This is a genomic window from Candidatus Moraniibacteriota bacterium, from assembly GCA_035390125.1.
In the GTDB taxonomy this organism is placed as follows: Bacteria; Patescibacteriota; Minisyncoccia; order Moranbacterales; family GWC2-37-73; genus DAOOTD01.
Map to the genome: position 1 here is coordinate 54,589 of DAOOTD010000003.1, position 23,597 is coordinate 78,185.

General features: G+C 36.9%; 15 protein-coding genes. 5 read left to right on the forward strand and 10 right to left on the reverse strand.

Annotation, left to right across the window (positions count from 1 at the left end; translation table 11 throughout):
• Positions 1-60: 60 nt before the first annotated feature.
• The 3 genes from PLR68_03825 to PLR68_03835 all read right to left on the reverse strand — a co-directional run bounded on the left by PLR68_03825 (position 61) and on the right by PLR68_03835 (position 10,287).
• Complete coding sequence (locus PLR68_03825; GenBank protein ID HOW60848.1) at positions 61-2,037, reverse strand: hypothetical protein; 1,977 nt, start codon at positions 2,035-2,037, stop codon at positions 61-63.
• Positions 2,038-2,225: 188 nt separating this feature from the next.
• On the reverse strand, positions 2,226-8,861 hold the full coding sequence (locus PLR68_03830) for a hypothetical protein (protein ID HOW60849.1): 6,636 nt from the start codon (positions 8,859-8,861) through the stop codon (positions 2,226-2,228).
• Positions 8,862-9,219: 358 nt separating this feature from the next.
• Positions 9,220-10,287: a hypothetical protein gene (locus PLR68_03835; GenBank protein ID HOW60850.1), complete on the reverse strand. Its 1,068-nt coding sequence runs from the start codon at positions 10,285-10,287 to the stop codon at positions 9,220-9,222.
• Positions 10,288-10,547: 260 nt separating this feature from the next.
• Between PLR68_03835 and PLR68_03840 the strand changes: the two genes are divergently transcribed.
• From PLR68_03840 to efp, 4 genes are all read left to right on the forward strand, one after another.
• Positions 10,548-11,075, forward strand: coding sequence for a 30S ribosomal protein S6 (locus tag PLR68_03840; GenBank protein HOW60851.1), 528 nt, complete (start codon positions 10,548-10,550; stop codon positions 11,073-11,075).
• A 50-nt stretch (positions 11,076-11,125) separates the two neighbouring features.
• The gene (ssb, locus tag PLR68_03845) at positions 11,126-11,611 is read left to right on the forward strand and encodes a single-stranded DNA-binding protein (protein HOW60852.1); all 486 of its coding nucleotides are present in this window, start codon (positions 11,126-11,128) and stop codon (positions 11,609-11,611) included.
• Positions 11,612-11,634: 23 nt separating this feature from the next.
• Positions 11,635-11,841: a 30S ribosomal protein S18 gene (gene rpsR / locus PLR68_03850; protein ID HOW60853.1), complete on the forward strand. Its 207-nt coding sequence runs from the start codon at positions 11,635-11,637 to the stop codon at positions 11,839-11,841.
• A 62-nt stretch (positions 11,842-11,903) separates the two neighbouring features.
• Positions 11,904-12,461: an elongation factor P gene (gene efp / locus PLR68_03855; protein ID HOW60854.1), complete on the forward strand. Its 558-nt coding sequence runs from the start codon at positions 11,904-11,906 to the stop codon at positions 12,459-12,461.
• 84 nt (positions 12,462-12,545) lie between these two features.
• On the opposite strand, the gene PLR68_03860 is transcribed toward efp, so the two are convergent.
• From PLR68_03860 to PLR68_03885, 6 genes are all read right to left on the reverse strand, one after another.
• A complete protein-coding gene (locus PLR68_03860; protein HOW60855.1) occupies positions 12,546-13,262 on the reverse strand; it encodes a hypothetical protein in 717 nt (238 codons plus the stop codon).
• 104 nt (positions 13,263-13,366) lie between these two features.
• Positions 13,367-13,519, reverse strand: a complete 153-nt coding sequence (locus PLR68_03865; GenBank protein ID HOW60856.1) for a hypothetical protein — start codon at positions 13,517-13,519, stop codon at positions 13,367-13,369.
• 196 nt (positions 13,520-13,715) lie between these two features.
• Positions 13,716-14,708 (reverse strand): recombinase RecA, encoded by a 993-nt coding sequence (gene recA / locus PLR68_03870; GenBank protein ID HOW60857.1) that lies wholly within the window; start codon positions 14,706-14,708, stop codon positions 13,716-13,718.
• Between the two features lie 73 nt (positions 14,709-14,781).
• A complete protein-coding gene (locus tag PLR68_03875) occupies positions 14,782-15,780 on the reverse strand; it encodes a helix-turn-helix domain-containing protein (protein HOW60858.1) in 999 nt (332 codons plus the stop codon).
• Between the two features lie 100 nt (positions 15,781-15,880).
• Positions 15,881-18,223, reverse strand: a complete 2,343-nt coding sequence (locus tag PLR68_03880; GenBank protein ID HOW60859.1) for a DNA translocase FtsK 4TM domain-containing protein — start codon at positions 18,221-18,223, stop codon at positions 15,881-15,883.
• Positions 18,224-18,331: 108 nt separating this feature from the next.
• Positions 18,332-19,000 carry a S24 family peptidase gene (locus PLR68_03885; protein HOW60860.1) on the reverse strand — a complete coding sequence of 223 codons (669 nt, stop codon included), beginning with the start codon at positions 18,998-19,000 and terminating at the stop codon, positions 18,332-18,334.
• Positions 19,001-19,218: 218 nt separating this feature from the next.
• Here PLR68_03885 and PLR68_03890 point away from each other — a divergent pair, with 218 nt between their 5' ends.
• A complete protein-coding gene (locus PLR68_03890) occupies positions 19,219-19,845 on the forward strand; it encodes a L,D-transpeptidase family protein (GenBank protein ID HOW60861.1) in 627 nt (208 codons plus the stop codon).
• A 144-nt stretch (positions 19,846-19,989) separates the two neighbouring features.
• On the opposite strand, the gene rpoC is transcribed toward PLR68_03890, so the two are convergent.
• Positions 19,990-23,574, reverse strand: a complete 3,585-nt coding sequence (gene rpoC, locus PLR68_03895; protein HOW60862.1) for a DNA-directed RNA polymerase subunit beta' — start codon at positions 23,572-23,574, stop codon at positions 19,990-19,992.
• Between the last annotated feature and the right edge of the window lie 23 nt (positions 23,575-23,597).

Sequence of the window (23,597 nt, forward strand, 5' to 3'; positions counted from 1 at the left end):
GCTGATAAGCAGTGCCTGATTAAAGAATAAACATTCTAAAAGGTTTTGGGAGATTTTATTTTAGGCTCTTTTTCTTCTCATCCGCAACCAATTTACTATAAGAATAAATATTACAACACCCAAGAAAGCGTACCACCAAAATTGTCCTGATGATTTTGGTTTTTCTTCTGTTTCGCTAGAAACAGTATTTTTGGACTCAGTTCCCAAAACTTCACCTACATCTTCATTTTTATTATTTATTTCTGCCGCCAAAACTTGTTTTGTGTTACTGTTCAGGCTATTTGCATTTTCTCCGATAACAATGTCTTCGGACAATATTTCAGTGCCTTCATCGTTTATAATAATATCTGACCCCGTTTCTGTTGGAATTTCTATAGAGATAACCTTTGCATCACTATTGTTCCCGACTTCATCCAGACTAACAAATTTATAATAATATTTCTCTCCTCTCTTCACGTTTTGATCAGTATAGTTTTCATCATTTTTTTCATTTTTAGCAATCCGCGAGTTATTATCAATTTTAAAATCCTTGCTCTTCCCTTTGTATATATAAACCATATCTATATCAGAGTCATCAGCATTCCAACTAAGATTTACAAAAACATTTTCACTATCATATTTTGCATCCAAATCACTGATTTCATTAGGATCTTCTGCATCCACTTTGATTTCTTTTTCACCTATAAAGCTGTAATTTGAAGCTTTGTCTATACTTCTGTAATAAAGTTTCCATGTTCCGTTATCTATAGTAATTGGATCAGTATAATTTAGCCATGTTCCTGAGTTACTATTTAATTGATATTCTATTCCTTCTACATCATAATTATCGCTTGCAGTCAGAGTTATTTTTGGTTTGCTTTTATACCACCCATTATTACCATCGTTTTCTGCAGGATAAATTGACGCAAATACTTCGGGCTTAGTCATATCATAAACTATATTAATAGAATAGGAGTTTGATGTGCTGTAATCATTATAAACAGCCTTAGAATAAACCCCATAAATTCCTTCAGGAATTGTTACTGGAATTTTATAATTCCAAGCTCCTTTTCCATTAGCATGAACTGCTGTTTCGCCTTCCTGCCAATTTGTCCCATTCCAATAGTTAATTTCTTCTGAACCGAAAGATTTGTGCGATATTTTTAGTTCAATATATTTAACGCCAGAAGCCTTCTCTATCGCAATGCCAGAAATTGACCCATCCCAAACATTAGTAGCTATTAAGCCTTTATCACCAAGATTAAAGGTCGTTATATAATTGCCAATCAAACCTAAACTCATCTTAAATGTATGGCTATGGTCTTCTAACATGGTGTTGCCTGCATTGTCTTTGGCTTTAGAAACATATATTGAATTGATTCCGTTCTTCAGGTTATCATAAGGACAATCAAAACAAAAAGTTCTGGCATCACTATCGCCACAATTGTCTACATCCTGAGTATGTGAAAGCAAAAAAACAGAAGACCTGACAGACACTTCTGGAATATTGTCTATACCTTCATTAAAAGTAATTTTTATGGTCGGTATAGTTGAACCCAAATAGGAAAACTGATCATAAGTTTTGCCATCTGAACTGATATTTTTTATTGAAGGCCTAACGGTATCCACATTAAATGTGTGTGTATTATCTTCAGCCATTTTATTTTCTATATCATCCTGGGCTTCAGAAATATATATAACCTTCTTTTCTTGAGTTGAAGAGGGTACATTATATTTAAAACAAAAAGTCTTGCTATCACCATCATCACAATCATTAACATTTTGTGCGAATATGGGACTGTAAATGTAAGCCGGAGATGGTATTGGAGATATTGGAAGAAAAAGAGAAGGTGATGATATTACTGATATTCTCGGTTTATTAATTATATCTTCATCAAAATCAACTCTGACAACTGGGTCATCTGAATCCAAATTATAAGTTTCACCATCTGAACTGACGTTTACAACTGAAGGCCCAGATACAGCTTCGGCTGCTTTAAAAAAAATGAAAATTCCAAAAACAATAACCACAAATAAGATTGCTTTTTTATTTTTCATATTATTTATATAGTCTGATCCCGCATTAAATGATTTTTTATGCAGAATTTAACAATTTTATTCTTCCTATATTATATCACAGAAAACACAAAAAATACATCCGGCTAAAACTGGCTCTTGCAAAACAAAAAAGTTGAGGTTTCAGAACCTCAACTTTTCATAATCCTTGTTACAAGAAAATCTTATTCTTATTCATCCTTTCTTTTTAATATCAGCCACAAAACTCCTCCAACTAATACGGCTACTCCTAGCGTAAACCATAGATACCACCAGTTTTGCGATGAAGATGCGGGTTTTGTTTCTGCAATACTTTTCTTTTTTTGCTGAGATTCTGATCCTAGAGGTTGACCACCTTGATCACTTCCGCTCGGCGTCGTGATTTCATTATTATCTCCAATAGGTTCCCTCTCGACTACCGCATCAGCTGGCAATGCTTCTGTGCCTTCATAGACTACAGTGGCTTGCCCACCTGCTTTTGGAATTTCAATAGAAATCTTCTCTACTTCGCTTTTGTTGCCAGCATCATCCAGCGCAACGAGTTTATAATAATATTTTACCCCTCTTTCAATATCATAATCGGTAAAATCTTCGTCACTATGGTCGTTTTTAGCAACACGCGAAGAGCTGTTAACTTTGAAATCGCTAGTCGTGCCTCGGTATATATAAACATCTTTTATATCCGAGTCATCAGCATCCCATTCTAATTTTACCCCATTGGTATCTTCCTTGTATGTCGCCTGCAAATCTTCAACTTCATCAGGATCATGCGTATCCACTTTTATATGCTTTTCCCCTATTGGGCTAACATTACCCGCCAAGTCCAGTGCCCTATAGTAAAACATATATTCACCATCATCAATCTCTACAGGAGATGGATAGGTTGTCCATGTTCCTGAAGTTGAATCAATCTGATATTCTATCCTGTCTAAGTTCAAATCAACTGCACTCAATGTCACATCTGGTTTGGAAACATACCAGTGATTGTCTCCATCTGGATGGCTAGGATCAATTTCAAGAGTAACTACTGGAGGAGTTGTGTCCCAAATAAGAGTGAACTCATCATAAGCTGAATTACCCACATTGTCAGTCACTGTAAGTCTAGCCACATATGTTCCGTCAGTATCAGCAGATATGTCAGTATCTTCAGCATTTGGAGATACAAAAGTTATAGTTCCGGGACCTGAAGTTTGTGTCCAAGAGTAAGTTGCTATTCCACTGCCATCATCAGAAGCTGTGGCATCTTGAGTAAATAAGGCGTTAACAACTTTGTCCGTCCCGGCATCTACGCTTGGAGGATTTCCATCCACTATCCTGGTTATGTGATTCATTCCTCCACCACCCCAATGTTCTACGCTGTCGCGTCCGCGCATCGCAAAATCATATGATACACCATCACTTAGAAGTCCGCTGAGGTCTGCGATGCAGTTTGATCCATCCCAAGTAGCACTAGACCAACTTGCTGGCCATGCATCTCCAGTTACTCTAAATCTGTATTCACAAGCAACGATTGGTGAAACTGAATCTGAAATTGTTCCAGTAAGTGTTGGATTTGCGTTGGTATATGTGCCATCATCCGGACTTATTGTTATTGAATCAGTAGTTGGATTTGCAGAATCGACTGTGTAAGTTGCTGGTGTTCCTGTTCCTTGATTGCCAACCATGTCATTGACTCTTACGTTTACCGTGTATACTGTTCCATCCGCAATAGTTGGACTGATGTCTGCTATGCAACGTCCAGTTCCTGAATTGTAAGATCCAGAATACCAATTGGCTCCATCATCCAGGGTGTATTCACAAGTGGTGATGTCCAATCCGGAAGCTGCATCTGAAACGTCGGCAATAATACGAAATGTGTCATCACCTCTTACATATGGAGTATAGTTTGTCCATGGAGAAGTTCTTACTATTCGAACATTGCTTACTATTGGTGCAGCTGCATCCACTGTTCTAGTTATATTATTTTCCCCGCCTCCGCCATTATGACCTAATGTGTCCGTTGCGCGGGTTGAAAAATCATACGAAACTCCGTCAGAAAGACCACTAATACTTCCTGTGCATGTTCCAGTTCTTGGATCGCCTGACGGTGTCCATGTTCCACTCATCCAAGTTGTCCATCCTCCGCTTCCGGAACCAGTCACCCTGTATCTGTATTCACAACTGGTGATTGGTGAAACTGTATCACTAAGCGTACCGGTTATTGTCGGATCAGCACTGGTATAAATACCATCAGGATCAGGACTAATCGCTATTGAGTCAGTATGTGGTCCTTCGGAATCAACTGTATATACAACAGCGCTTCCTTCTCCTATATTGCCAACAAGATCAGAGACTCTAATGTTTATTGTAAAAACATCGCCATCCGTAAGGGTTGCTGGGATACTAGCTATGCAACGTCCAGTTCCGACATTGTAAGATCCGGCATACCAGTTAGCTCCGTTATCCAGTGTGTATTCGCAAGTGGTAGTATCTAATCCTGAAGCTGCATCTGAAACGTCGGCACGGATACGGGTTGTTACGTTTCCATTGATATATGGATAGAAATCGGTTCCACTGCTTTGAACCACAGCTTGAACATTGGTTACGCTTGGCGCAACTGTATCTTTAGTGAAAGTCCTGGAATCAGTGCCTATATTTCCAGCTGCATCAGTATCACGAACATTCAAAGTAAAGCTTGTTTCGCCAAGTCCGGCAAAATCTGAAAGCATAGAAAATGTATCACCAGATGCGCATGATTCCCATGCTCCACCATCTATATTACATTCTTGGGTACCAGGTTCTGAACTTGAGAATGTAAAAACTGATGTTCCACTGGCATAAGCTGAAACAGCAGGAGTTAAAATTGTTACGGTAGAAGGCACTACGTCTTTAGCGGCTGTATCAAGTCTAGGAGTAGCTGTGTTTCCAGCTACATCTGAAACTGAACATACAACACCTATTGCTCCATCATTCAAACCTAATAAGGAACCTGAAGAGATGGTTGCAGTATTGCCAGATATTAGCCCTGACACAGGAATATATGTAAAAGTATCGCTTATTAAACATGCAACTGATTGGCCGTCTTCTACGCCGGTTGTAACTACGTCTATATCAACTCCCGAAGTTGCATCTGCTAAGTTCACGTACTCATCGGAACCTAAAGCTACGCTTGATATTGTCGGTACGCCGGTGTCTTTTGTAGCAATATCAATTTCTGGATTAGCCGGATTGCCAGCTATGTCGGAAACATTGCAAGTAGAAGTTAATATTCCATCAGCCAAAGAAGTCAACGCTCCGGTAGCTATTGTTACCGCATTACCAGATATAGTTCCACTTACAGGACCAACCGATCCAGTGCCTGTATCAGTTATGGTGCAGTCAACTTGTTGGCCGTCTTCTGCTCCATTTGTAACTACATCTATATCCACTCCCGAGACTGCTTCAGTTGCGTTTACATATCCATCTGCACCGAAGTGTGCAAATGAAAATGTCGGAACGACCGTGTCTTTAGAGGCAGTATCTGTTCCATCAACGGCTGGATTTCCGGCCGCATCTGAAACTGAACATGTAGCTGTCAATAATCCATCGCTCAAAGAAGTTAGATCTCCTGTAGCTATGGTGGCTGCATTGCCAGATATAGTTCCGCTTACAGGACCAACCGATCCAGTGCCTGTATCAGTTATGGTGCAGTCAACTTGTTGGCCGTCTTCTACGCCGGTTGTAACTACATCTATATTAACGCTTGATGTAGCTTCCGCTAAGTTTATGTATTCATCCGAATCCAGAGCTACGCTTGTAAAAGTCGGGGCACTTGTATCTACCGTGATACCTCTCGTTCCATCTACAGCATTAGGATTGCCAGCATTATCTGTAGCAACTGCTGTTAATGTTTCAGCTCCTTCTCCGAAAGCGGTAATTGCTGCTGCATCTAAAACATAAGACCAAGTGGTTGAGGTAACAATTGTTGTAGGATTTCCATTTAGGGTAACCGTTGAACCGTCTTCATTTCCGCCAGTCACAGTTACCGTTGCTGTTTGTTCGGCAGCATTGATAATATCATCAGTAGCAACTACATCGATAGTTGGAGTTGCTGGAGGAGTTGAATCATAAGTGAATGTCAATGTATCGGAAGCTGAATTTCCTGAATTATCCAAAACAGACAGCTGCAAAGTATAATCTCCATCAACTGAAACTCCGGTAGCATTTGGATCTTCAATGGTTGGATCGTCAAAAGTTACTGTCCCAGGTCCGGCAGTTTGAGACCATGCATAAGAAGCGACACCAGCGATTGAAGCATCAACTGTAGCATCAAGTGTGACTGGAAGATCAGCAGCGGCAGCTACAACATCTGCTCCGGCATCAACAGTTGGTGAACTGTTATCAACCGTTATCGCTGATGAACTTGTTCCGGTAGTTTGAAAAAGTCCGACATTGTCTCCAACACCCAAAGTAGGTGCGGATCCATCCGAAACAACTATATAATAAGTCCCTTCTCCAGCTGAAGGATTAGGTACGGTTACAGAACCAGAACAATCTGTTCCCAGATCGCCAAGATCAACATCTCCTCCATCAGCTGCGGTGTCTGTTGACCAATAAGCGTGACATGAAGCTATTCCCGATCCAGTTTCCGTAAGTGTGGTTGTCACCACGATTGATGCTCCGTCTTTTACTACATTGTCGTCTAAAGCTACGGAAAAGCCTGAAGGATTGGTATTATCTCGATGTATGGTTAGTGTTGAAGTTGCTGTATTTCCTGCTGCGTCATAGCAAGTTATCGTGGAGCTTCCATCATATGAATCTAAAGCGCTCCAGGCATAAAGACTGCTATAAGGTCCGGGGTTAGCAACATCGCCTCCACCGGCTATATCGCCAGTAGCGGGAAAGTTGACTTTCTGAATTCCTGAACCGCTATCTGTTGCAGCTTCACTAACTGTAAAATCTCCGGTTCCGGAAATGTTAGTTGTATAATATATAACATTTCCAACTGCATATTGTTCGTTGGGGTTTGTGCCTTCAGCAATCGTTGGCTCTGGGCATGTCGGATTGGTAAAGTCAGTTTCAACAGCAGAACCATCACCAATGTTAGCTTTGGTTACAGTTGTTGCATTGTTTCCTGCAGCATCAGTTGAAACTAATGTAAAATCAAGTCCTGCACCTTCAGTTTCTGAAGCATCCAAAACACGTGTAAGTGTTGCCGTTGTTCCGACTACTGTATTTGTAGTTGTCGCCTGACCTCCAATAGTACCGGTTACAGTAGTTCCCGCATCTACCGTCGCAGTAACCGTAACAGTATCACCTGATTTAGCTAAAGTTGTTGTAGCATTGTTTGAGGCAATATGAATACTGGATGGTGTTGTCGGTGCAGCAACATCTTTAGTAGCTGTATCTGTTCCATTAACAGCTGGGTTTCCGGCCGCATCTGAAACTGAACAAGTGGCTGTCAATAATCCATCGGCTAAAGAAGTTAGGACTCCGGTAGCTATTGTTACCGCATTGCCAGATATAGTTCCGGTTACTGGACCAACTGATCCGGCGACTGTATCCGTTATGGTGCAGGAAACTTGTCTGCCATCTTCTACGCCGGTTGTAGTTACATTTATGTTAACCCCGGAAGTTGCTTCCGCTGAATTTACATATTCATCAGAGCCCAAAGCTACGCTTGCAAAAGTTGGAGCATTTGCATCAACCGCTAACGTATTACTGTCGTTAAAGTCTGCAACTGTAAGATTATTAGTTCCTCCATCTGTCAAATAACAACTTATTGGTAAAGTCCCAGAAGCTCGGTCTGTATCACCAGAGCCAACTACATATGTAAGTGTATATGTATAAGGACCGCTACCGCCTGGGCCTGCGAATGTGCCTGCAACATTTTTGCTATTCACAGTGCAAGCACCAACAGTCAAGGTATTTAAAGTTGATGATAGCGTAATAGTTAGCGTATCTCCGATTTTTGCAGTTCCTGATGAAGGAGAAACTGATGCAGAAACAGAACCAGTGTTAACTGGAGCCATATAGAAAATAGTAAAGTGATCAATGCCATTCGCCTCAATTGTGTCTTCTTTCACATCAATCTTGTCTTCATCAATCACTTTCAAATCCTCTGGTTCGACTTCTTCCAGTTCATCAGCTGATTTTTCTGTGTAAGCAATCTGCACGTCTACATTCTCAGGTTTAGGCAGTGTTAAATCGTATTTGAAAGTTCCATTTTCCATCGATGAGGTGATGTCATAAGCTTTGTTGGAAAGCGCACCAAGTGAAGCCATTTCTTCGTCCGTCAAAGTAATTTCTTCAATTTTCAAGTTTCCAGGATTGTCAGGCAATTTAGTAAAAGTAACCGTTACATCTTCATTTTGGGGAGCTTTATAAGTAACGCCCTTTTCAACCGGTCCGATTTCCGCAGTCTTTCCGTCGTCACTTACATTCCATTCCGGCTTTTCATCAGAAGCCTCTTCGGTAGAAATGTTTTCTTCATCAGATGCTTCGTCTGATTCTTCTTCCTCAACTATTTCGTTGTCTGATGGCTGGTCTGTCAGAGATGGAACATTTTCTGCGGCAGGTTCTTCAGCAACAACTGTTTCTTCGGAAGTTGAATCTTTTTCATCATCAACTGTTGTTTCTTCTTTGTCGGAATCTGAATTAACTTCATCTTCAGAAACAGATCCTGCCTCATCGGCGCTGGCAGATGGTTCATTATCTGCTCCGGCATACATCATGCCCATTGTCAAAAGATTGATTGAAGACATCTGAATAACAAACATCGGAACCATTATGATTGCCATAATTTTCTTTGCGACCTTCATTTCACTTTTGTTCAGCCTGAGCTGAAACATTTTTACGATTTTTTTCATATTATTTTATATTTTTTAAACTTATTTAATTATTTTTTGAATTTAAAAAACAAGCTAACTAAGACAGACGCTAAACGCACCTGCTTAAGTTAGCTTGCTTAAAAAAATTGCGTGAAAAAATATTCACTTTTTTGTTATTTTATGTATTGATTTTATTATAAATAAGCCACTTTGTCAAAAAAGCACTTATACACACAGCTAATGTGCAATATTACTTTTATAATTTTATCATAAATAAGCCGAATTGTAAAGAATTACTCCTTTAAAATTTCGGCATTTTACAATATTTTAAAAATTTAAAACATAACAAAAAAAGAAGCCTTAGGCCTCTTTTTTTGTTATCAGAAATTTATTGGCATTAGTTGCAGCTTCCTCCTTGAGTTGCAGTCTGATCTGAAGTTGAGGCTCCCTTGACGGCTGCCAGTTTTTTGGAACATTCTGCTGGAGCAACATTGAAAGAATTGCATATTTCCTGCTTATATGACTCTGGGTCTCCGTACTTATAAATTGCTTTTGAACTAACCCCATTGATTTTCATTGTTGGTGATCCGGTAGCATTGGCTCCTTTTGATGCTTCTTCGTTTGACTTCATCAATCCCAAACCTTCTGCAGCAACACAAGAAGATATTTTAGAAGAATTTAAACTCAGTGTTTTGGCTCCTGCTTCCCAACAGGACCCATCACTTCCGCATTTAGCATTAACATAGGATACGAAACTAAACCATTTGTCTTTTCCGTAATCCTTGAGGACGCAAGCTTCCCTTTCATTTTGGACTACTTCTTTTTCGCCATGCAACGATTCAACGGTGTCGCCGTTTACAGATACAATGTAGTGGAAATTGAAATCAACTTTATTTTTAAGCAAATCATAAACCGGTTTCAGGGTGTCTTCTGCTTTGTTGCCGTAAGGGCAAAAACTCATAACAAATAAATCTACTACTGGCTTGTCTGCTTTAGGAATTGGCTTATTATTTTCTTCCGACTGCTTCTTGGCTAATTCGTTTTGTTTTGCTATTTCATCAAGTGAAATCAGAGAACCGCTGACAAGTTTATTGCCGTCTTTGGTTAAATAAACTGGTTGTTCTTGGCCATTAACATTTACCATCAACTTATATAAACCGTTTTCTTTGGTCACTTCTTTAATTTCTACTTTTACTCCAGTAGCCGTATTGGCATTTAAAAATGTCTGGAATTTTTCCTTGATCATTTTTGGACCTATATCAACTTTTTCCCGATAATTCTTAAACGCAAAAACTCCTGCGATAATAATAAACAAAACTATGGCTACAATAATTAATGTTTTGTTATTCTGCCATATTGTACAGATTTTTCCTTTGCAATTGCATTTTACCCCGCATTTGCATTTTTCTTCATTTGACATTTGAGCAGAAGAATTTTGTTCCTCTATTTTCTTTTCATCTTCCATAATATTTTTTTAATTAATTATTTTAAGTCCTTAGTTATTGTATAGAACATTGAAAAATTTTACAAGTAATGTTGCTTGCCATTTTTTTTATTGTCTGATATAATCATTGCACAATCAAGAAAGGCCTTATTTGATCCGCCATTGAGCCAAAAATGGATAGATCAAAAAAATCTGCACTACAGGAGAGGACTTTCTTTGGGTGTAGTTTTTTTATTCTAAAAAGAAACTTTTACATAATAATTAAATAATTTAAGAAAAATATGCAGTACGAATTGTTTTATTTAGTCGGAGAACGCCAAGAGGCAAATCTTGATAAAATAAAAGGAGATATAAATTCCCTCCTTGTTTCAGTAAAAGCCAGCCTGCTTGAACCAGAACTTTTTGAAAAAAGAAAATTGGCCTATGAAATCAAGCATCAAAATAAAGGCATCTATATTACTCGGCGTTTCGAGCTTCCTGAAATTGAAAATACCGATGAAACGAATAGGGCAGATTTCGGAATAGAAGCAATAACAAAAAAACTTAATCTTTATAGTGATATACTGCGTTTTATGATAGTAAAAACCGAAGATCTTCCTGATCTCGGCGCTAAAGAAAGAAGAAAAGCTCAAGAAATGACCAATCAAAAACAAGCCCTTGGCCGTCCTCAACAGCGTCCTGCCAAACAAGACAATCAGACTCAAGAACCAGCTATAAAGCAGATTTCATCAGAAATTGAACAACCACAAATTACCAAAGAAGACACAAAAAATATCGACGAGCAGCTTGATAAACTTTTAGATATATAAAAAATGGATATTGGTGAATATAAAAATTCACAATTATTCATGAAAAAATTATGAATTTAAACAAAGTTCAGCTCATAGGGCGTTTAACACGCGATCCAGAAATACGCAATACTCCATCTGGACAAACTGTAGCCACAGTAAGTATTGCAACTAATAGAACATGGAAAGACAAAAGCGGACAAAAGCAAGAAAAAACTGATTTCCACAATATTGTCATGTGGGGGCGAACCGCTGAAATTGCCGGCCAATATTTAACAAAGGGACAAGAAGCTTATTTTGAAGGCAGGCTTGAAACGCGTTCTTATACAGGTAAAGACGGCATAGAAAGACGAACCACTGAAATAATAGTAGAAAATATGCAAATGGGATCCAGACCACAAGGAAGCAGCAATTATTCAGGAGCCGCAACAGCGGCTGCAGCCGCCATGGGAGCAGGAGCTGTTGCCAGCCAAAAAACACCTGTTGCCGAAGAGATTCCTACCATCAATCTAGATGAGGAGCAGGATGAAGTAAAAATTGAAGATGTGCCTTTTTAAATTATTTAATATTCAATATAACTATGGAGAAAAAGACTTGCTATTTCTGTGATCAAAAAATGGATAAAATAGATTACAAAGATGCTTATCTCATAAGACGTTTCATGAATTCACAGGGAAAAATTTATCCGCCAAAAAGACACGGCATCTGCACAAAACATCAAAGAACACTATCACAAGCTATCAAAAGGGCTCGCGTAATGGCTTTGGCTCCTTTTGTAGTTAAATAAATAATAAACTAAGACGGATATAGAATTCGAATCAATTCGAATAATAATTCGCGATTACCCACATGCTAGGAATCACAGAAATAAAATCTGGGAAAAATATACTTTGGGAAGGATCTCCCTATGTAGTCATGAATGCAGAACATTCAAAAACAGGACGCGCTGGAGCAGTTTTGAGAACTAAATTGAAAAATCTTTTAACCGGCAATGTTTTAGAAAAGACTTTCAATGGTTCAGATAAAGTTGATGAGGCAGATATGTCCAAAACTAAAGCTCAGTATCTGTATCCAGAACATGACGGCTTCGTTTTTATGGACACCAGCTCTTATGATCAGTTTTCTCTTCCGAAAGATGTCGTCGGTGAAGCTAATTTATATTTGCTTGAGGGAACAGAAGTAACAGTTTTAAATTTCAACGATACCCCGGTAAACATAGAATTGCCGATAAAAGTAACCTTGACAGTGGTTGAAGCTCCACCAGGAATAAAAGGCGATACTGCAGGCACGGGAGGTAAAGTCGTAAAAATGGAAACAGGACTTAAGGTTTCTGTTCCCTTGTTTATAAATGAGGGTGACAAACTTATCATCAATACTGAAAAAGGAGAGTATGTTTCAAGAGCATAAGCCTTATTAGTGTTTAAATTTCATAGAACATCAGACAAAACAAAAAAACACCCCGAAAGAGGTGGTTTTTTTATAATTTTATTTTTATTTGCAGTGATAGATCCTTTCAACAAAAGATGTCTCTGAAATTAATACGCCATCTAGCCCATTCTCGATACAAAAAGATTTTGATGGATCACTGCAGAGATTTCTATGAACGGCATATTTTGTTCCATCTGGTGATATATCAATCTTGATCTTAGTATCGCAAATTTTTCCCAGACTGCTCAATACATTTACATCTAATGAATAATCCTTATATGTCTTATTTTTTTCAAAATATATTTTTAAGCTGGATGCCACCTCTGGCATATTTTTTTTAACCGCTTCGTCATATTTCTCCTGTGCAGATTGATTTTGTGCATTTGATGATTCAGAACTTGTTGGAATATTTTGAGTAACAGCAGATTGTTGTCCATTTCTAACAGATGTTTTTTGATCTTCAACAAAAATTATATCTTGCTGTCCTTTATTTTTGTTAATACTTCTTGATATAAACCATATTAAAATTCCTATCATTATAATAGAGATAATTGCTATAATAATTATTATTATTTTAGGATTGATTTTTTTGTCTGAAATACTTCTAACATATGATTTTGCAGGATTAATCTCTTTGTTCTGATTTTTGGCCAATAGCAATCCGTTTTTTATATCAGATTCTGGCCAGCCCTGATAAAGAAGATTTTTTATTATTGCTTCTTCCGGAGTATTTAAAATTAAAGATTGTTTTATATAATTAACCAATTCCTGTGTAACCATATTTTTATTTTTTAAAAATTCACATACTCAATTATAGTATATATTTGGCATAAAACAAAAATCCCGAGCTTTCGGGATTTATATTTGTATTTGTGTTGGGTTTTTTAGAATAATCCTAATTGTCCAAAAAATGTAAAGACCAAAAGTGGAACCATGGCTATAAGAACAGCCAAATTAAACTCTTCTGAGCTTTGTTCTTCTTTTTTTCTCCTTGCGCAAACAGGACATGGGCATGGACTTTTTGATTTTTTTTCCATATTTTTTTGCCAAGCTATAGTTTTAACTTAAGCATCGGCTGAATTTAAGATTAATTAATAAACAAAATATTTTTAAGACAAAAACGGGCATTAGCACCCGTTTTTTACCTTTATGTTTCAATTATACTCCATTTTTCATCCTTTGTCAATGTCTTGATTAATTATAACATGGAATAATTTATAAAATACGGGTCGATTATGGCATTAATTTAGCTTTATTTATTATTTCTCTAAAAATCCTATTGATAATTTTTGGATTTTCTTTCAAAAATGTTTTAGCGCTTTCCCTCCCCGCTCCCAGTTTTTCATCTTCAAATGAAAGTGCATTGCCAGATTTTTTAATTACTTCATATTTAACTCCCGCATCTATAATATCCCCGGCAAGCGAGATGCCTTCGTTATACATGATATCGAATTCTGCAGTTTTAAATGGGGGCGCAACTTTATTTTTAACAATTTTAACTTTAGTACGGTTGCCAACTATTTCTTCACCTTTTTTTATTTGTGCGCTTCGACGAACTTCAATACGCACTGAGGAATAAAATTTTAGAGCCTGCCCTCCTGTGGTTGTTTCGGGATTGCCAAACATTACCCCTATCTTCATACGAATCTGATTAATAAAGATAACTGTAGCATTTGAACGCGCTATTATTGCAGTAAGTTTCCTAAGAGCTTGCGACATGAGTCTTGCTTGGCGACCGACATGCTGATCACCCATATCACCTTCTATTTCGGCTTTAGGAACTAGAGCAGCAACTGAGTCGACTACAATAACATCGACAACTCCACTGCGTACTAAAGTCTCCACTATATCTAAAGCTTGTTCTCCTGTGTCAGGCTGAGAAATGAGTAATTCATTTATTTTAACACCTATTTTTTTAGCATATTCTGGATCTAAGGCATGTTCAGCATCGACAAATGCAGCTGTTCCGCCCAATTTTTGTGAATTAGCCACAATATGAAGAGCCAGGGTAGTTTTACCTGAAGATTCCGGACCATAAACTTCAATGATTCTGCCGCGCGGAACTCCTCCTATTCCTAAGGCTATATCAAGAGAAATAGAACCTGTCGGAATAGATTCTACATCGACTTTTCTCACGTCGCCCAATTTCATAATCATACCTTCGCCATATTTTTCCTGAATATCTTCAACCAGCTTGTCCACATCTTTTTTTTCTACATTTTGCATTTTTTCAACTAACTCCTTGGGATCTTTTTTTATTTTGCTACGCATATTTTTTATTTTTATTACTTTAGTAATTTTAATTAATTTTACCTTTAAAATTATACTCTATACTTCTTACTACTCCCGGAATATCACTCAAAATACCCATATCATTGCCATTTATTTTTATAAATGTCTGATTTCCCTTGCCAGAAGTCACGCTTATTTTATTTTTTACATTAAAAGACTTAATAGATTGAGGTAAGAGCACTCCGCTATATTTAAGATCACCATCTACTTCTATATATAACCACGTCGGGCTGGGATTTACATATATTTCAGCATAAAATTCGTCTGATTTTTCTAATTGTTCTGACATGTTCTGTTCTGGTATTTTATCAGATCCCTGTTGTGAAGAATCATGAAAATTTGCATTGACTGAGAATGTTTGTGAGTTTTCTTTATCGAATTTATTGCGTACCTTTACGGTTATAATATTCAAATTCGGTTTTAATCCAACATCCTCACCAAATTCTCCATTTTCATTAACCATAACAGGCTGATCATTTATAAATACTAATGCATCTTTTTCGGCAATACCCGTGACATGTATTGAGTTTCCCTCCACAGATGAACCATCACTAGGTTTTATAACAACTAAGCGTGGAGTTGAAATAAAACTGTTAACCTCCTTATAAAGATATGCAAGAATAGCTACGGCCACTAATATAATTGCACTTATAATAATAATTTTAGGAGTAATGATAAAACTTGAAAATTTTATCGGAATATTATTTTTGTCATCATCAGAAATTTTTTTTATATTTTTATGGATTCCTTTTTCACGTTGATATTGTTTAATAAGACCTATATCATCCAAACCCATAAAAGTCGCATAACTTTTGATAAATCCTTTGACATATACATCAGCAGGAAGTTTCATATATTCTCCTTCTTCTAGATATTCCAGATATTTAGATTGTATTTTTGTACTCTTTGAAATCTCAGCCAGACTTAACCTGCGTTCATTTCTGATTTTTTTCATACGCTCGCCTAGCGTCAGGGAATCAATTTTTTTAGTGGTGAATCTAACCATATTGAAAGCAAAAAATATAGAGTGTAAAACTTTAAAATTAAATTATTTTCTGTTTTTTTGTTTTTGTTTTACGCCTTATATTTAGGCTTTCATACTTTAACTACATTTGCCATTTATCTCTAACTATCTGATCTTCCATAGAGCTTTCATAGGATGTTTGATTTTCATTTCCAAGCAAAATTTCACGCGGCTTTGCTCCATCTGCCGGACCTATAATCCCGCGCTCTTCCAATATATCTATGAGACGCGCAGCACGTGAATATCCAATTTTCATGCGCCTTTGTAAAAGAGAAGAAGAAGCTTTTTTTGCCTGCAAAACAATTCCCTTAGCTTCTTCGTAGCGCTGATCTTCCATCCCATCATTTTCAGGAATTGAGGAAAAGTCTATCTTATCTCTATCATATACAGTGTTTACTTCTCCATTATTATTGCCAAGCTCCTTATGTTCTTCAATATTTATTTCATTGTCAATATTGTCTTCTATTTTTTCAAATTTCTGATTTTTTATAAATTTGACAACTCGCTTAACCTCCTCTTCAGAAATGAAAACTCCCTGTATACGTCTTAAGTCTACTGATTCGGCTGCAGAAAAAAGCATATCTCCATTGCCAAGAAGTTTTTCGGCACCACTTGCATCGAGTATGGTACGAGAATCCATAAGCGCCGGAACTCTGAAAGCTATACGAGTAGGAATATTTGACTTAATAAGGCTAGTAATCACTGTAACAATAGGTTTTTGTGTACTCAGTATAAGATGTATGCCAACTGCTCGTGCCATTTGAGCCAAACGTATTACCGCACCTTCTACTTCTTTGCCATGTGATGCCATTAAGTCAGCTAGTTCATCTATAATAATTACTATATACGGTATTTTTTCTATTTTTTCTTCTACAATTTCACCTGTTTCATTATTTATGCGATTTAATGTTCCACCTTTAGCAGCTTTTTCATTGAATGACATAATATCCTTAGCACCAGCATCTTGCATTAATTTATATCTTTGTTCCATTTGTCCGATAGACCACTTTAGAGCATTGATTACTTTGCCATTTTCTACAATTACATCTGAAAGAAGATGAGGAATTCCATTATAAGGCGTGAGCTCAACCCTTTTTGGATCAATTAAAATAAGTTTTAAATCTTGCGGAGAATTCTGATAAAGTAAAGATAATATTATGGTGTTTATACAGACACTTTTACCACTGCCTGTGGAACCAGCAATCAATAGGTGTGGCATTTTTTTAAGATCACTAAAAATATAGTTTCCGCTGACATCTTTACCTAATGCTAACAATAGATTTGATTTTCTGTTTTCAAATTCAAGCGCCTGTAATAACTCCGGGAGTCTTATCAATGCTGTTTTCTTATTAGGAACCTCAACTCCAACAAGCGATCTTCCTGGAATCGGCGCTTCGATTCTAACTTGGCGAGCAGCCAATCTAAGAGCTAAATCGTTGCTTAATGCTGTTATTCTGCTTAATTTTACGCCTACTGCCGGACGAAAACTGTATTGAGTAACTGTAGGCCCTGTTTTTATTTCTCCTAATTCAACTTCTATACCAAAGTTTCTTAGAGTATCCTGAATTATTTTAGCATTTTTATCTACATCTCCACCCTGAGCTTTTTCAATAGTATTATCCAATAAATCAATTGGGGGTAATTCCCAATCGATGTTCTGATCTGAAATTATTTTTTTATTCTTTCCGCTCGGCATCCAAGCTGCTGCTTTTTTAAGAATTTTTTTCATTCGCATTTCTTCCTCACTTTCATTGTTGATTTCTTCTACAAATTCTGTCTTTTTTTCTTTTTCTTCTTTACTTTCTGGTATTGGTTCTTCTTCTCTCTCATCAGCAATATATTCTTCATTTTCTTTTTCACTATTTTCATCTGATTTTTTATGGATAAATTTATCGATTAATTTCACTATTGAAAAATTAAAAGCCACAATTATTCCAATTAATAAAAGAGCGATAAGAATAACTGACCCTCCGATTTTTCCAGCGAGCTTTAAAAAAATAAAAGCGAATATGTAGCCTAGAAAACCCCCGCCGGTTCCATCCTGGGCTGCTTGGAGAAGTTTATCTACATCATATGAAAGAATATGTATAAGTCCTAAAAGTCCTATAAAGGCTGTGAATACTCCTAGCAATTTCGAAACATAAAATAATGTTTCTTTGCGAAAAAGCAAAATTATTCCTGCTACAATAAGTACGAAAGGAGAGACATATTTCCCAACCCCAAATATCCAGCTAGCAGCTGAATTAAGGAATTTGCCTAAAATACCAGCATCAACTATTTTTGCTTCAGAAAGAAAACCTAGAATAAAAAGAACTGCCAAAACAAAAAGCGTTATGGCAACTATACTGCGTTTTATATCACCAGATATTACCGGAATTCTTTCATTTTCTTCTATTTCCTGATTATGTTTTTTTTGTCTTCCCATGATTTAATCTGCCCACTGAGGCAAGCAATTACTTAAATTTGTTTAATAACTTAATTTTAACACAAAGATAGTTTTTTTTCTATACTTTATTTTAATGAACTTTTTTATCTATAGACTAACAAATTTTACAGGTAAAATCTTATGAAAAATTCCAGCTATAAAAATTACATCCGCTTGTGAAAGATAAATTGGGTGATGGGCGTCATTAGTGGAGTTAGGAAACAAGCCAATCACACCTTTGCCCATATTTTTATAACGTTTGATAGTGGCCATACCATTGATTACCGCCACTACTATTTTATCTTCAAACTCATTTTGCGCTTCAGTTTTTTCAAAAATCACATAATCTCCATCACTGATTCCGTCTTTATTCATTGAATCTCCCAGAGCTTTGACAGCGAATAATTTTTCAGGTTGTTTTTTGTGAAAAAGATTTTTAGAAATTTGTAAAAAATCATCTGCCACACCGTCATCGGCATAGGCCAGTGCTTCCCCGCAAGATGCTAGCCCATAAAGAGGAATAGAAAAAATATTCTGCGCATCTCCATAATTCTCATTTTCTACCAGATAAATTTTTTTATTTTCATCACGAGTAATTAATTCTTTTTTCTCCAAAGATTCGATAACTTGCATGACAGATTTCATGCTTTCATTCATACCTTTAGAAAGCAGATGTTTATGCAGGCGATAGCTGGTTGGTTTTTCTCCATTTTGCATTGTAAGTTCACGGATATATTCAAGGATATTTTTTTGTTTAGCTGTGAGTTTTTGTTCCATATTTTTATTTAAATTATTTATAGTGTTATTATAACACTGTATTAATATCACTGCAATACCCTCCTGTGGATAACTCTTGCCTTTGATTTATTCAAAAGTGCTTGTCTTATAAAAAATTATTTTTTTAAGAGAAATACTCTTTATTGACAATATTTTTTTATTATAATATACTGGCTTATTACTTTAAAAATTAAATAAATATAGAAGGAGGAAGCAAAATGCGGAAGGTTGTTTTTTTTATCATTTTTTTAATTAATTTTTGTTTATTTTTTTCGGAATTTTCTTTTGCTGAAATTTTTTTTGCACCTGAAGGATTTTCAACTTATCAAGTTAAAAAAGGAGATGTTCTAGGCAAAATCGCTCCCTGCGAGCATTGGGACCTGATTAAAAGAGTTAATAGAGTTGATGAAAGTCATTTGCCTGCTGGCAAAAGTATTTTTATTCCAATCAACCCTGAGAAGGCAAACCGTTTTATACCAATTCCTAAAACAATAGAGAAAGCAAAAAATCAAAAACGTATTCTCTATATTTTTTTGGATAGGCAATATTTTGGTGCTTATGAAAATGGTCATCTGTCTTTCTGGGGGCCAATTTCTTCTGGTAAAAAAGGATTAGACACGCCAGTTGGAAATTTTTCTGTAAAGTGGAAGACTGGTTTATACAAATCAAAAAAATATGATGCGGAAATGCCTTTTGCAATCAACATTTCTGATGCTGGATTTTTTATTCATCAACAGTCTCTTCCGGGGAAACCAGCATCCCACGGCTGCATCCGCCTTCTAAAGGAAGATGCGCAAAAAATGTATAATTGGATCAAAAAAAATGATCCGGTTGTAATTAAATAAAAATTACAGCAGCAACAGCTCCTCTGAAAGGGAGCTGTTTTTTTATAAAATACAAATATATACACAGCGAACTCAAACAACAAAAATCCCGATATAAATCGGGATTTTGCGGTTTCCATACTCGCCTAATGGCGAACTAATAAGCTATTTTTTGAATTCCCGGTATCCTGTTCCGGCTGGAATTAAACGGCCAATGATAACATTTTCTTTGAGACCTCGCAGGCGATCATCTTTTCCGGTAACGGCCGCATTGATAAGTACACGGGCAGTTTCCTGAAAAGATGCGGCTGAAAGAAATGATTCTGTTGAAAGAGCTACTTTAGTAATGCCCATAATGAGTTGCTCTCCCGTAGCCTTTTCTTTTTTAGCTTTTTTAGCTAATTCATTTTCTTCTAAAAATTGATCTTTTTCAACAACATCTCCCGGCAAAAGATCTGTGTCACCGGCATCAATAACTTTTATGCGACTTAGCATCTGGCGAATAATGACTTCGACATGCTTATCATTAATTCCTTCACCTTGGGCTGCATATATTTCCTGAATTTCACTGATAATGTATCGTTGGACAGCCTCTTGACCCATGGTAGCATATAATTTTTTGAGATCAACATGACCTTCATTAAGCTGGGCTCCTTTGCCAATCAATTGCCCTTTGGAAACAATTAGCGTTGACTCTGATGGAGCTTGATATTCTTTAATCTCTTTTTCTAAAGTTTCAATCTTGATAGTCACGGTCTTTCTGTTTTCACTCACAATTTCCACGACCTTACCATCAACATCGGCAATAATAGATTCTCCTTTTGGAGGACGTGCCTCAAAAATTTCTTCAACACGAGGAAGACCTTGAGTAATATCTGTTCCTGCAACACCACCGGTATGGAAAGTACGCATAGTTAATTGAGTACCTGGTTCGCCGATAGCTTGGGCAGCTACTATACCGACAGCTTGTCCAATTGCTACTAAATTACTGCGCCCAAGATCCAAACCATAACATGTGCGACAAATACCTCTTTTACTTTTGCAGGTAATGACATTTCTAATCTTAACCTTATCAATCTGGGCTTTTTCTATAGCCTGACCATCTTCCTTTGTTGCTAGTGTTCCTTTTTTAATGAGTATTTTTTTATTTTTTGGATCAATTACATCTTCAGCCACGACACGGCCTTCGACCCTATTTGCAAAACTTTGCCCGATTTTATCTGAATCTTCTTTATATATATATGCACCTTCCTTATCACCACAATCTTCTTCACGGACAATTATGTCTTGAGCCACATCAACTAAGCGGCGGGTTAGGTAGCCAGCAGTAGCTGTTCTTAAGGCTGTATCCGCCATACCTTTTCGGGCACCATGAGTTGAAATGAAATATTCAAGAACGTTAAAACCTTCTTTGAAAGAACTCTTTACTGGCAATTCAATAGTTTCTCCAGTTGGTCCAGCTACTAATCCTTTCATGCCCATCATTTGAACTACAACAGATTCAGAACCACGAGCTTTAGAATGAACCATGGTGTAAACACTGCCTTCATGGTCAAGAGAACCCTTAACTGCATCTGCAATAATATTTTTTGTGCGATTCCATATTTCAATAACACGATTCTTTCTTTCTTCTTCGGTCAAAAGACCCATGGAGTATTGCTGGTTAATTGTAGCGACTTCTTCTTCAGCTTTTCTCATCGCTGGTTCCTTTTCTGCTGGTACGCTAAGATCATCCATTCCCCAACTAATCCCGCTACAAGATGCCATTTTAAATCCAAGCTGTTTAATGCGGTCTATAAAAGCTGAAGTTTCTTCTTGTCCTTTTAGTGTTAAGATTTTTGCAACTAATTGCTTAATCTCTTTCTGTGTAAGTTCTTCGTTTATAAACCTTAGACTTTCAGGCAATATATCATTAAACAAAATCCTCCCAACTGATGTCTCCAGAATTTTACCTTTAATATCAACTTTTATCTTTGCATTTACAGCAATGAACCCCAGTTGATAAGCTAGTATTGCTTCCTCATGAGTTGCAAAAATTTTTCCCTCACCTTTAACGCCTTCCTTAACATGAGTTATATAGTATGCTCCCAAAATAATATCTTTTGATGGAACAACAATTGGCTCTCCTGAAGCTGGTTTAAGCAAGTTCTTTGAAGAAAGCATAATATTGGCACTTTCATCGCGAGCCTGATCGGTCAACGGAACATGCACCGCCATTTGGTCTCCATCAAAGTCGGCATTGAAAGCCGCACAAACCATTGGATGTATCTGAATAGCTTTACCTTCAATAAGCACTGGCTGGAAAGCTTGGATAGATAAGCGATGAAGCGTTGGGGCACGATTTAAAAGCACGTAATGATGCTCGATGATTTCATCTAGAATTTCATAAGCTTCCTCGGTTTCTGCATCAACCATACGTCCAGCTGTCCTTACATTATGGGCGTATTCTTTTTCTATAAGATTATTTATAATGAAAGGCTTAAAAAGTTCAAGAGCCATTTTCTTTGGAAGTCCTGCCTGATGTAACTTAAGCTGTGGGCCAACAACAATTACTGAACGTCCTGAATAGTCAACTCTTTTTCCAAGCAAATTTTGTCTGAACCTTCCCTGCTTTCCCTTGAGAGCATCAGCCAATGATCTCAATGGCCGCCTTTGCCCAGTCGAAGCAGCTACAGATGATTGACCCTTGCGGGCGCTATTATCAAAAAGCGCATCTACTGCTTCCTGCAACATTCTTTTTTCATTTCTGGTAATAACCTCAGGTGCTCCTAAATCAATCAATTTTTTCAAACGATTATTCCTATTAATGATGCGCCTGTATAAATCATTAAGGTCGGAAGTTGCGAAACGTCCTCCATCTAAAGCCACCATTGGACGTAGATCAGGCGGAATGACTGGAATGACCGTGGGCAACATCCATTCTAGTTTAAGTCCGGCTTTCTTAAAGCCCTGGAAAAGTTTCATACGTTTGAATAATTTTTTCTTATCAGATGTTTCCTCATTGTCTAATTCCTTTTTTATACGCTTAATCATCTTATCAATATCCATATCTTCTAAAATTTCACGTACCGCTTCAGCTCCGATTCCAGCCGAAAAAACCTGTCCAAATCTGGATGATAAGTTAAAATATTCAAGTTCTGAAAGAATCTGCATCGGTTTTAGATTTTTGATATCTTCTTTTACCCCCTTAAATTGTTCTTTTAATTCTTCCAACATTGCATCGGTTCCGCGTTCATTTTCTGTCTTGCCTGATTTAACTTCTTTCTGTTTTTGTTTATATTCGTGCTCAAGTTGTTCTATAACTCGGTTACGGACATCTTCATTTACGTTTTTAATAATATAGGCAGCAAAGTATATGACCTTTTCAAGATCTTGTACTCCTATTCCTAAAGCTAAACCAATTTTTGATGGAACGCCCCTGAGAAACCAGATATGCGAAACAGGAACGGCTAATTTTATATGTCCTATTCTTTCACGCCTAACAATTGAACGGGTAACTTCTACTCCGCATTTATCGCAAACAATTCCTTTATATCTTATGCGCTTATATTTTCCGCAATAACACTCCCAATCCTTTGAGGGACCAAATATTTTTTCGCAAAATAAACCATCTTTTTCATACCGCTGAGTTCGATAGTTTATTGTTTCTGGTTTTGTCACCTCGCCATGCGACCAATTCATTATGCTTTCTGGACTAGAGAGCCTGAGACGGACACTATTGAAGTCACTGACTTTAGTAATATTTTCCATAATTTTATTTGAAATTTTTTACA

What these genes read in the sequence shown, in the direction of transcription:
- PLR68_03890 (HOW60861.1), top strand. Translation starts at nt 19,219, where the DNA reads ATGCGGAAGGTTGTTTTTTTTATCATTTTTTTAATTAATTTTTGTTTA.
- PLR68_03875 (HOW60858.1), bottom strand. Translation starts at nt 15,780, where the DNA reads ATGGTTAGATTCACCACTAAAAAAATTGATTCCCTGACGCTAGGCGAG.
- ssb (HOW60852.1), top strand. Translation starts at nt 11,126, where the DNA reads ATGAATTTAAACAAAGTTCAGCTCATAGGGCGTTTAACACGCGATCCA.
- PLR68_03880 (HOW60859.1), bottom strand. Translation starts at nt 18,223, where the DNA reads ATGGGAAGACAAAAAAAACATAATCAGGAAATAGAAGAAAATGAAAGA.
- PLR68_03840 (HOW60851.1), top strand. Translation starts at nt 10,548, where the DNA reads ATGCAGTACGAATTGTTTTATTTAGTCGGAGAACGCCAAGAGGCAAAT.
- PLR68_03835 (HOW60850.1), bottom strand. Translation starts at nt 10,287, where the DNA reads ATGGAAGATGAAAAGAAAATAGAGGAACAAAATTCTTCTGCTCAAATG.
- PLR68_03885 (HOW60860.1), bottom strand. Translation starts at nt 19,000, where the DNA reads ATGGAACAAAAACTCACAGCTAAACAAAAAAATATCCTTGAATATATC.
- rpoC (HOW60862.1), bottom strand. Translation starts at nt 23,574, where the DNA reads ATGGAAAATATTACTAAAGTCAGTGACTTCAATAGTGTCCGTCTCAGG.
- recA (HOW60857.1), bottom strand. Translation starts at nt 14,708, where the DNA reads ATGCAAAATGTAGAAAAAAAAGATGTGGACAAGCTGGTTGAAGATATT.
- efp (HOW60854.1), top strand. Translation starts at nt 11,904, where the DNA reads ATGCTAGGAATCACAGAAATAAAATCTGGGAAAAATATACTTTGGGAA.
- rpsR (HOW60853.1), top strand. Translation starts at nt 11,635, where the DNA reads ATGGAGAAAAAGACTTGCTATTTCTGTGATCAAAAAATGGATAAAATA.
- PLR68_03825 (HOW60848.1), bottom strand. Translation starts at nt 2,037, where the DNA reads ATGAAAAATAAAAAAGCAATCTTATTTGTGGTTATTGTTTTTGGAATT.
- PLR68_03830 (HOW60849.1), bottom strand. Translation starts at nt 8,861, where the DNA reads ATGAAAAAAATCGTAAAAATGTTTCAGCTCAGGCTGAACAAAAGTGAA.
- PLR68_03860 (HOW60855.1), bottom strand. Translation starts at nt 13,262, where the DNA reads ATGGTTACACAGGAATTGGTTAATTATATAAAACAATCTTTAATTTTA.
- PLR68_03865 (HOW60856.1), bottom strand. Translation starts at nt 13,519, where the DNA reads ATGGAAAAAAAATCAAAAAGTCCATGCCCATGTCCTGTTTGCGCAAGG.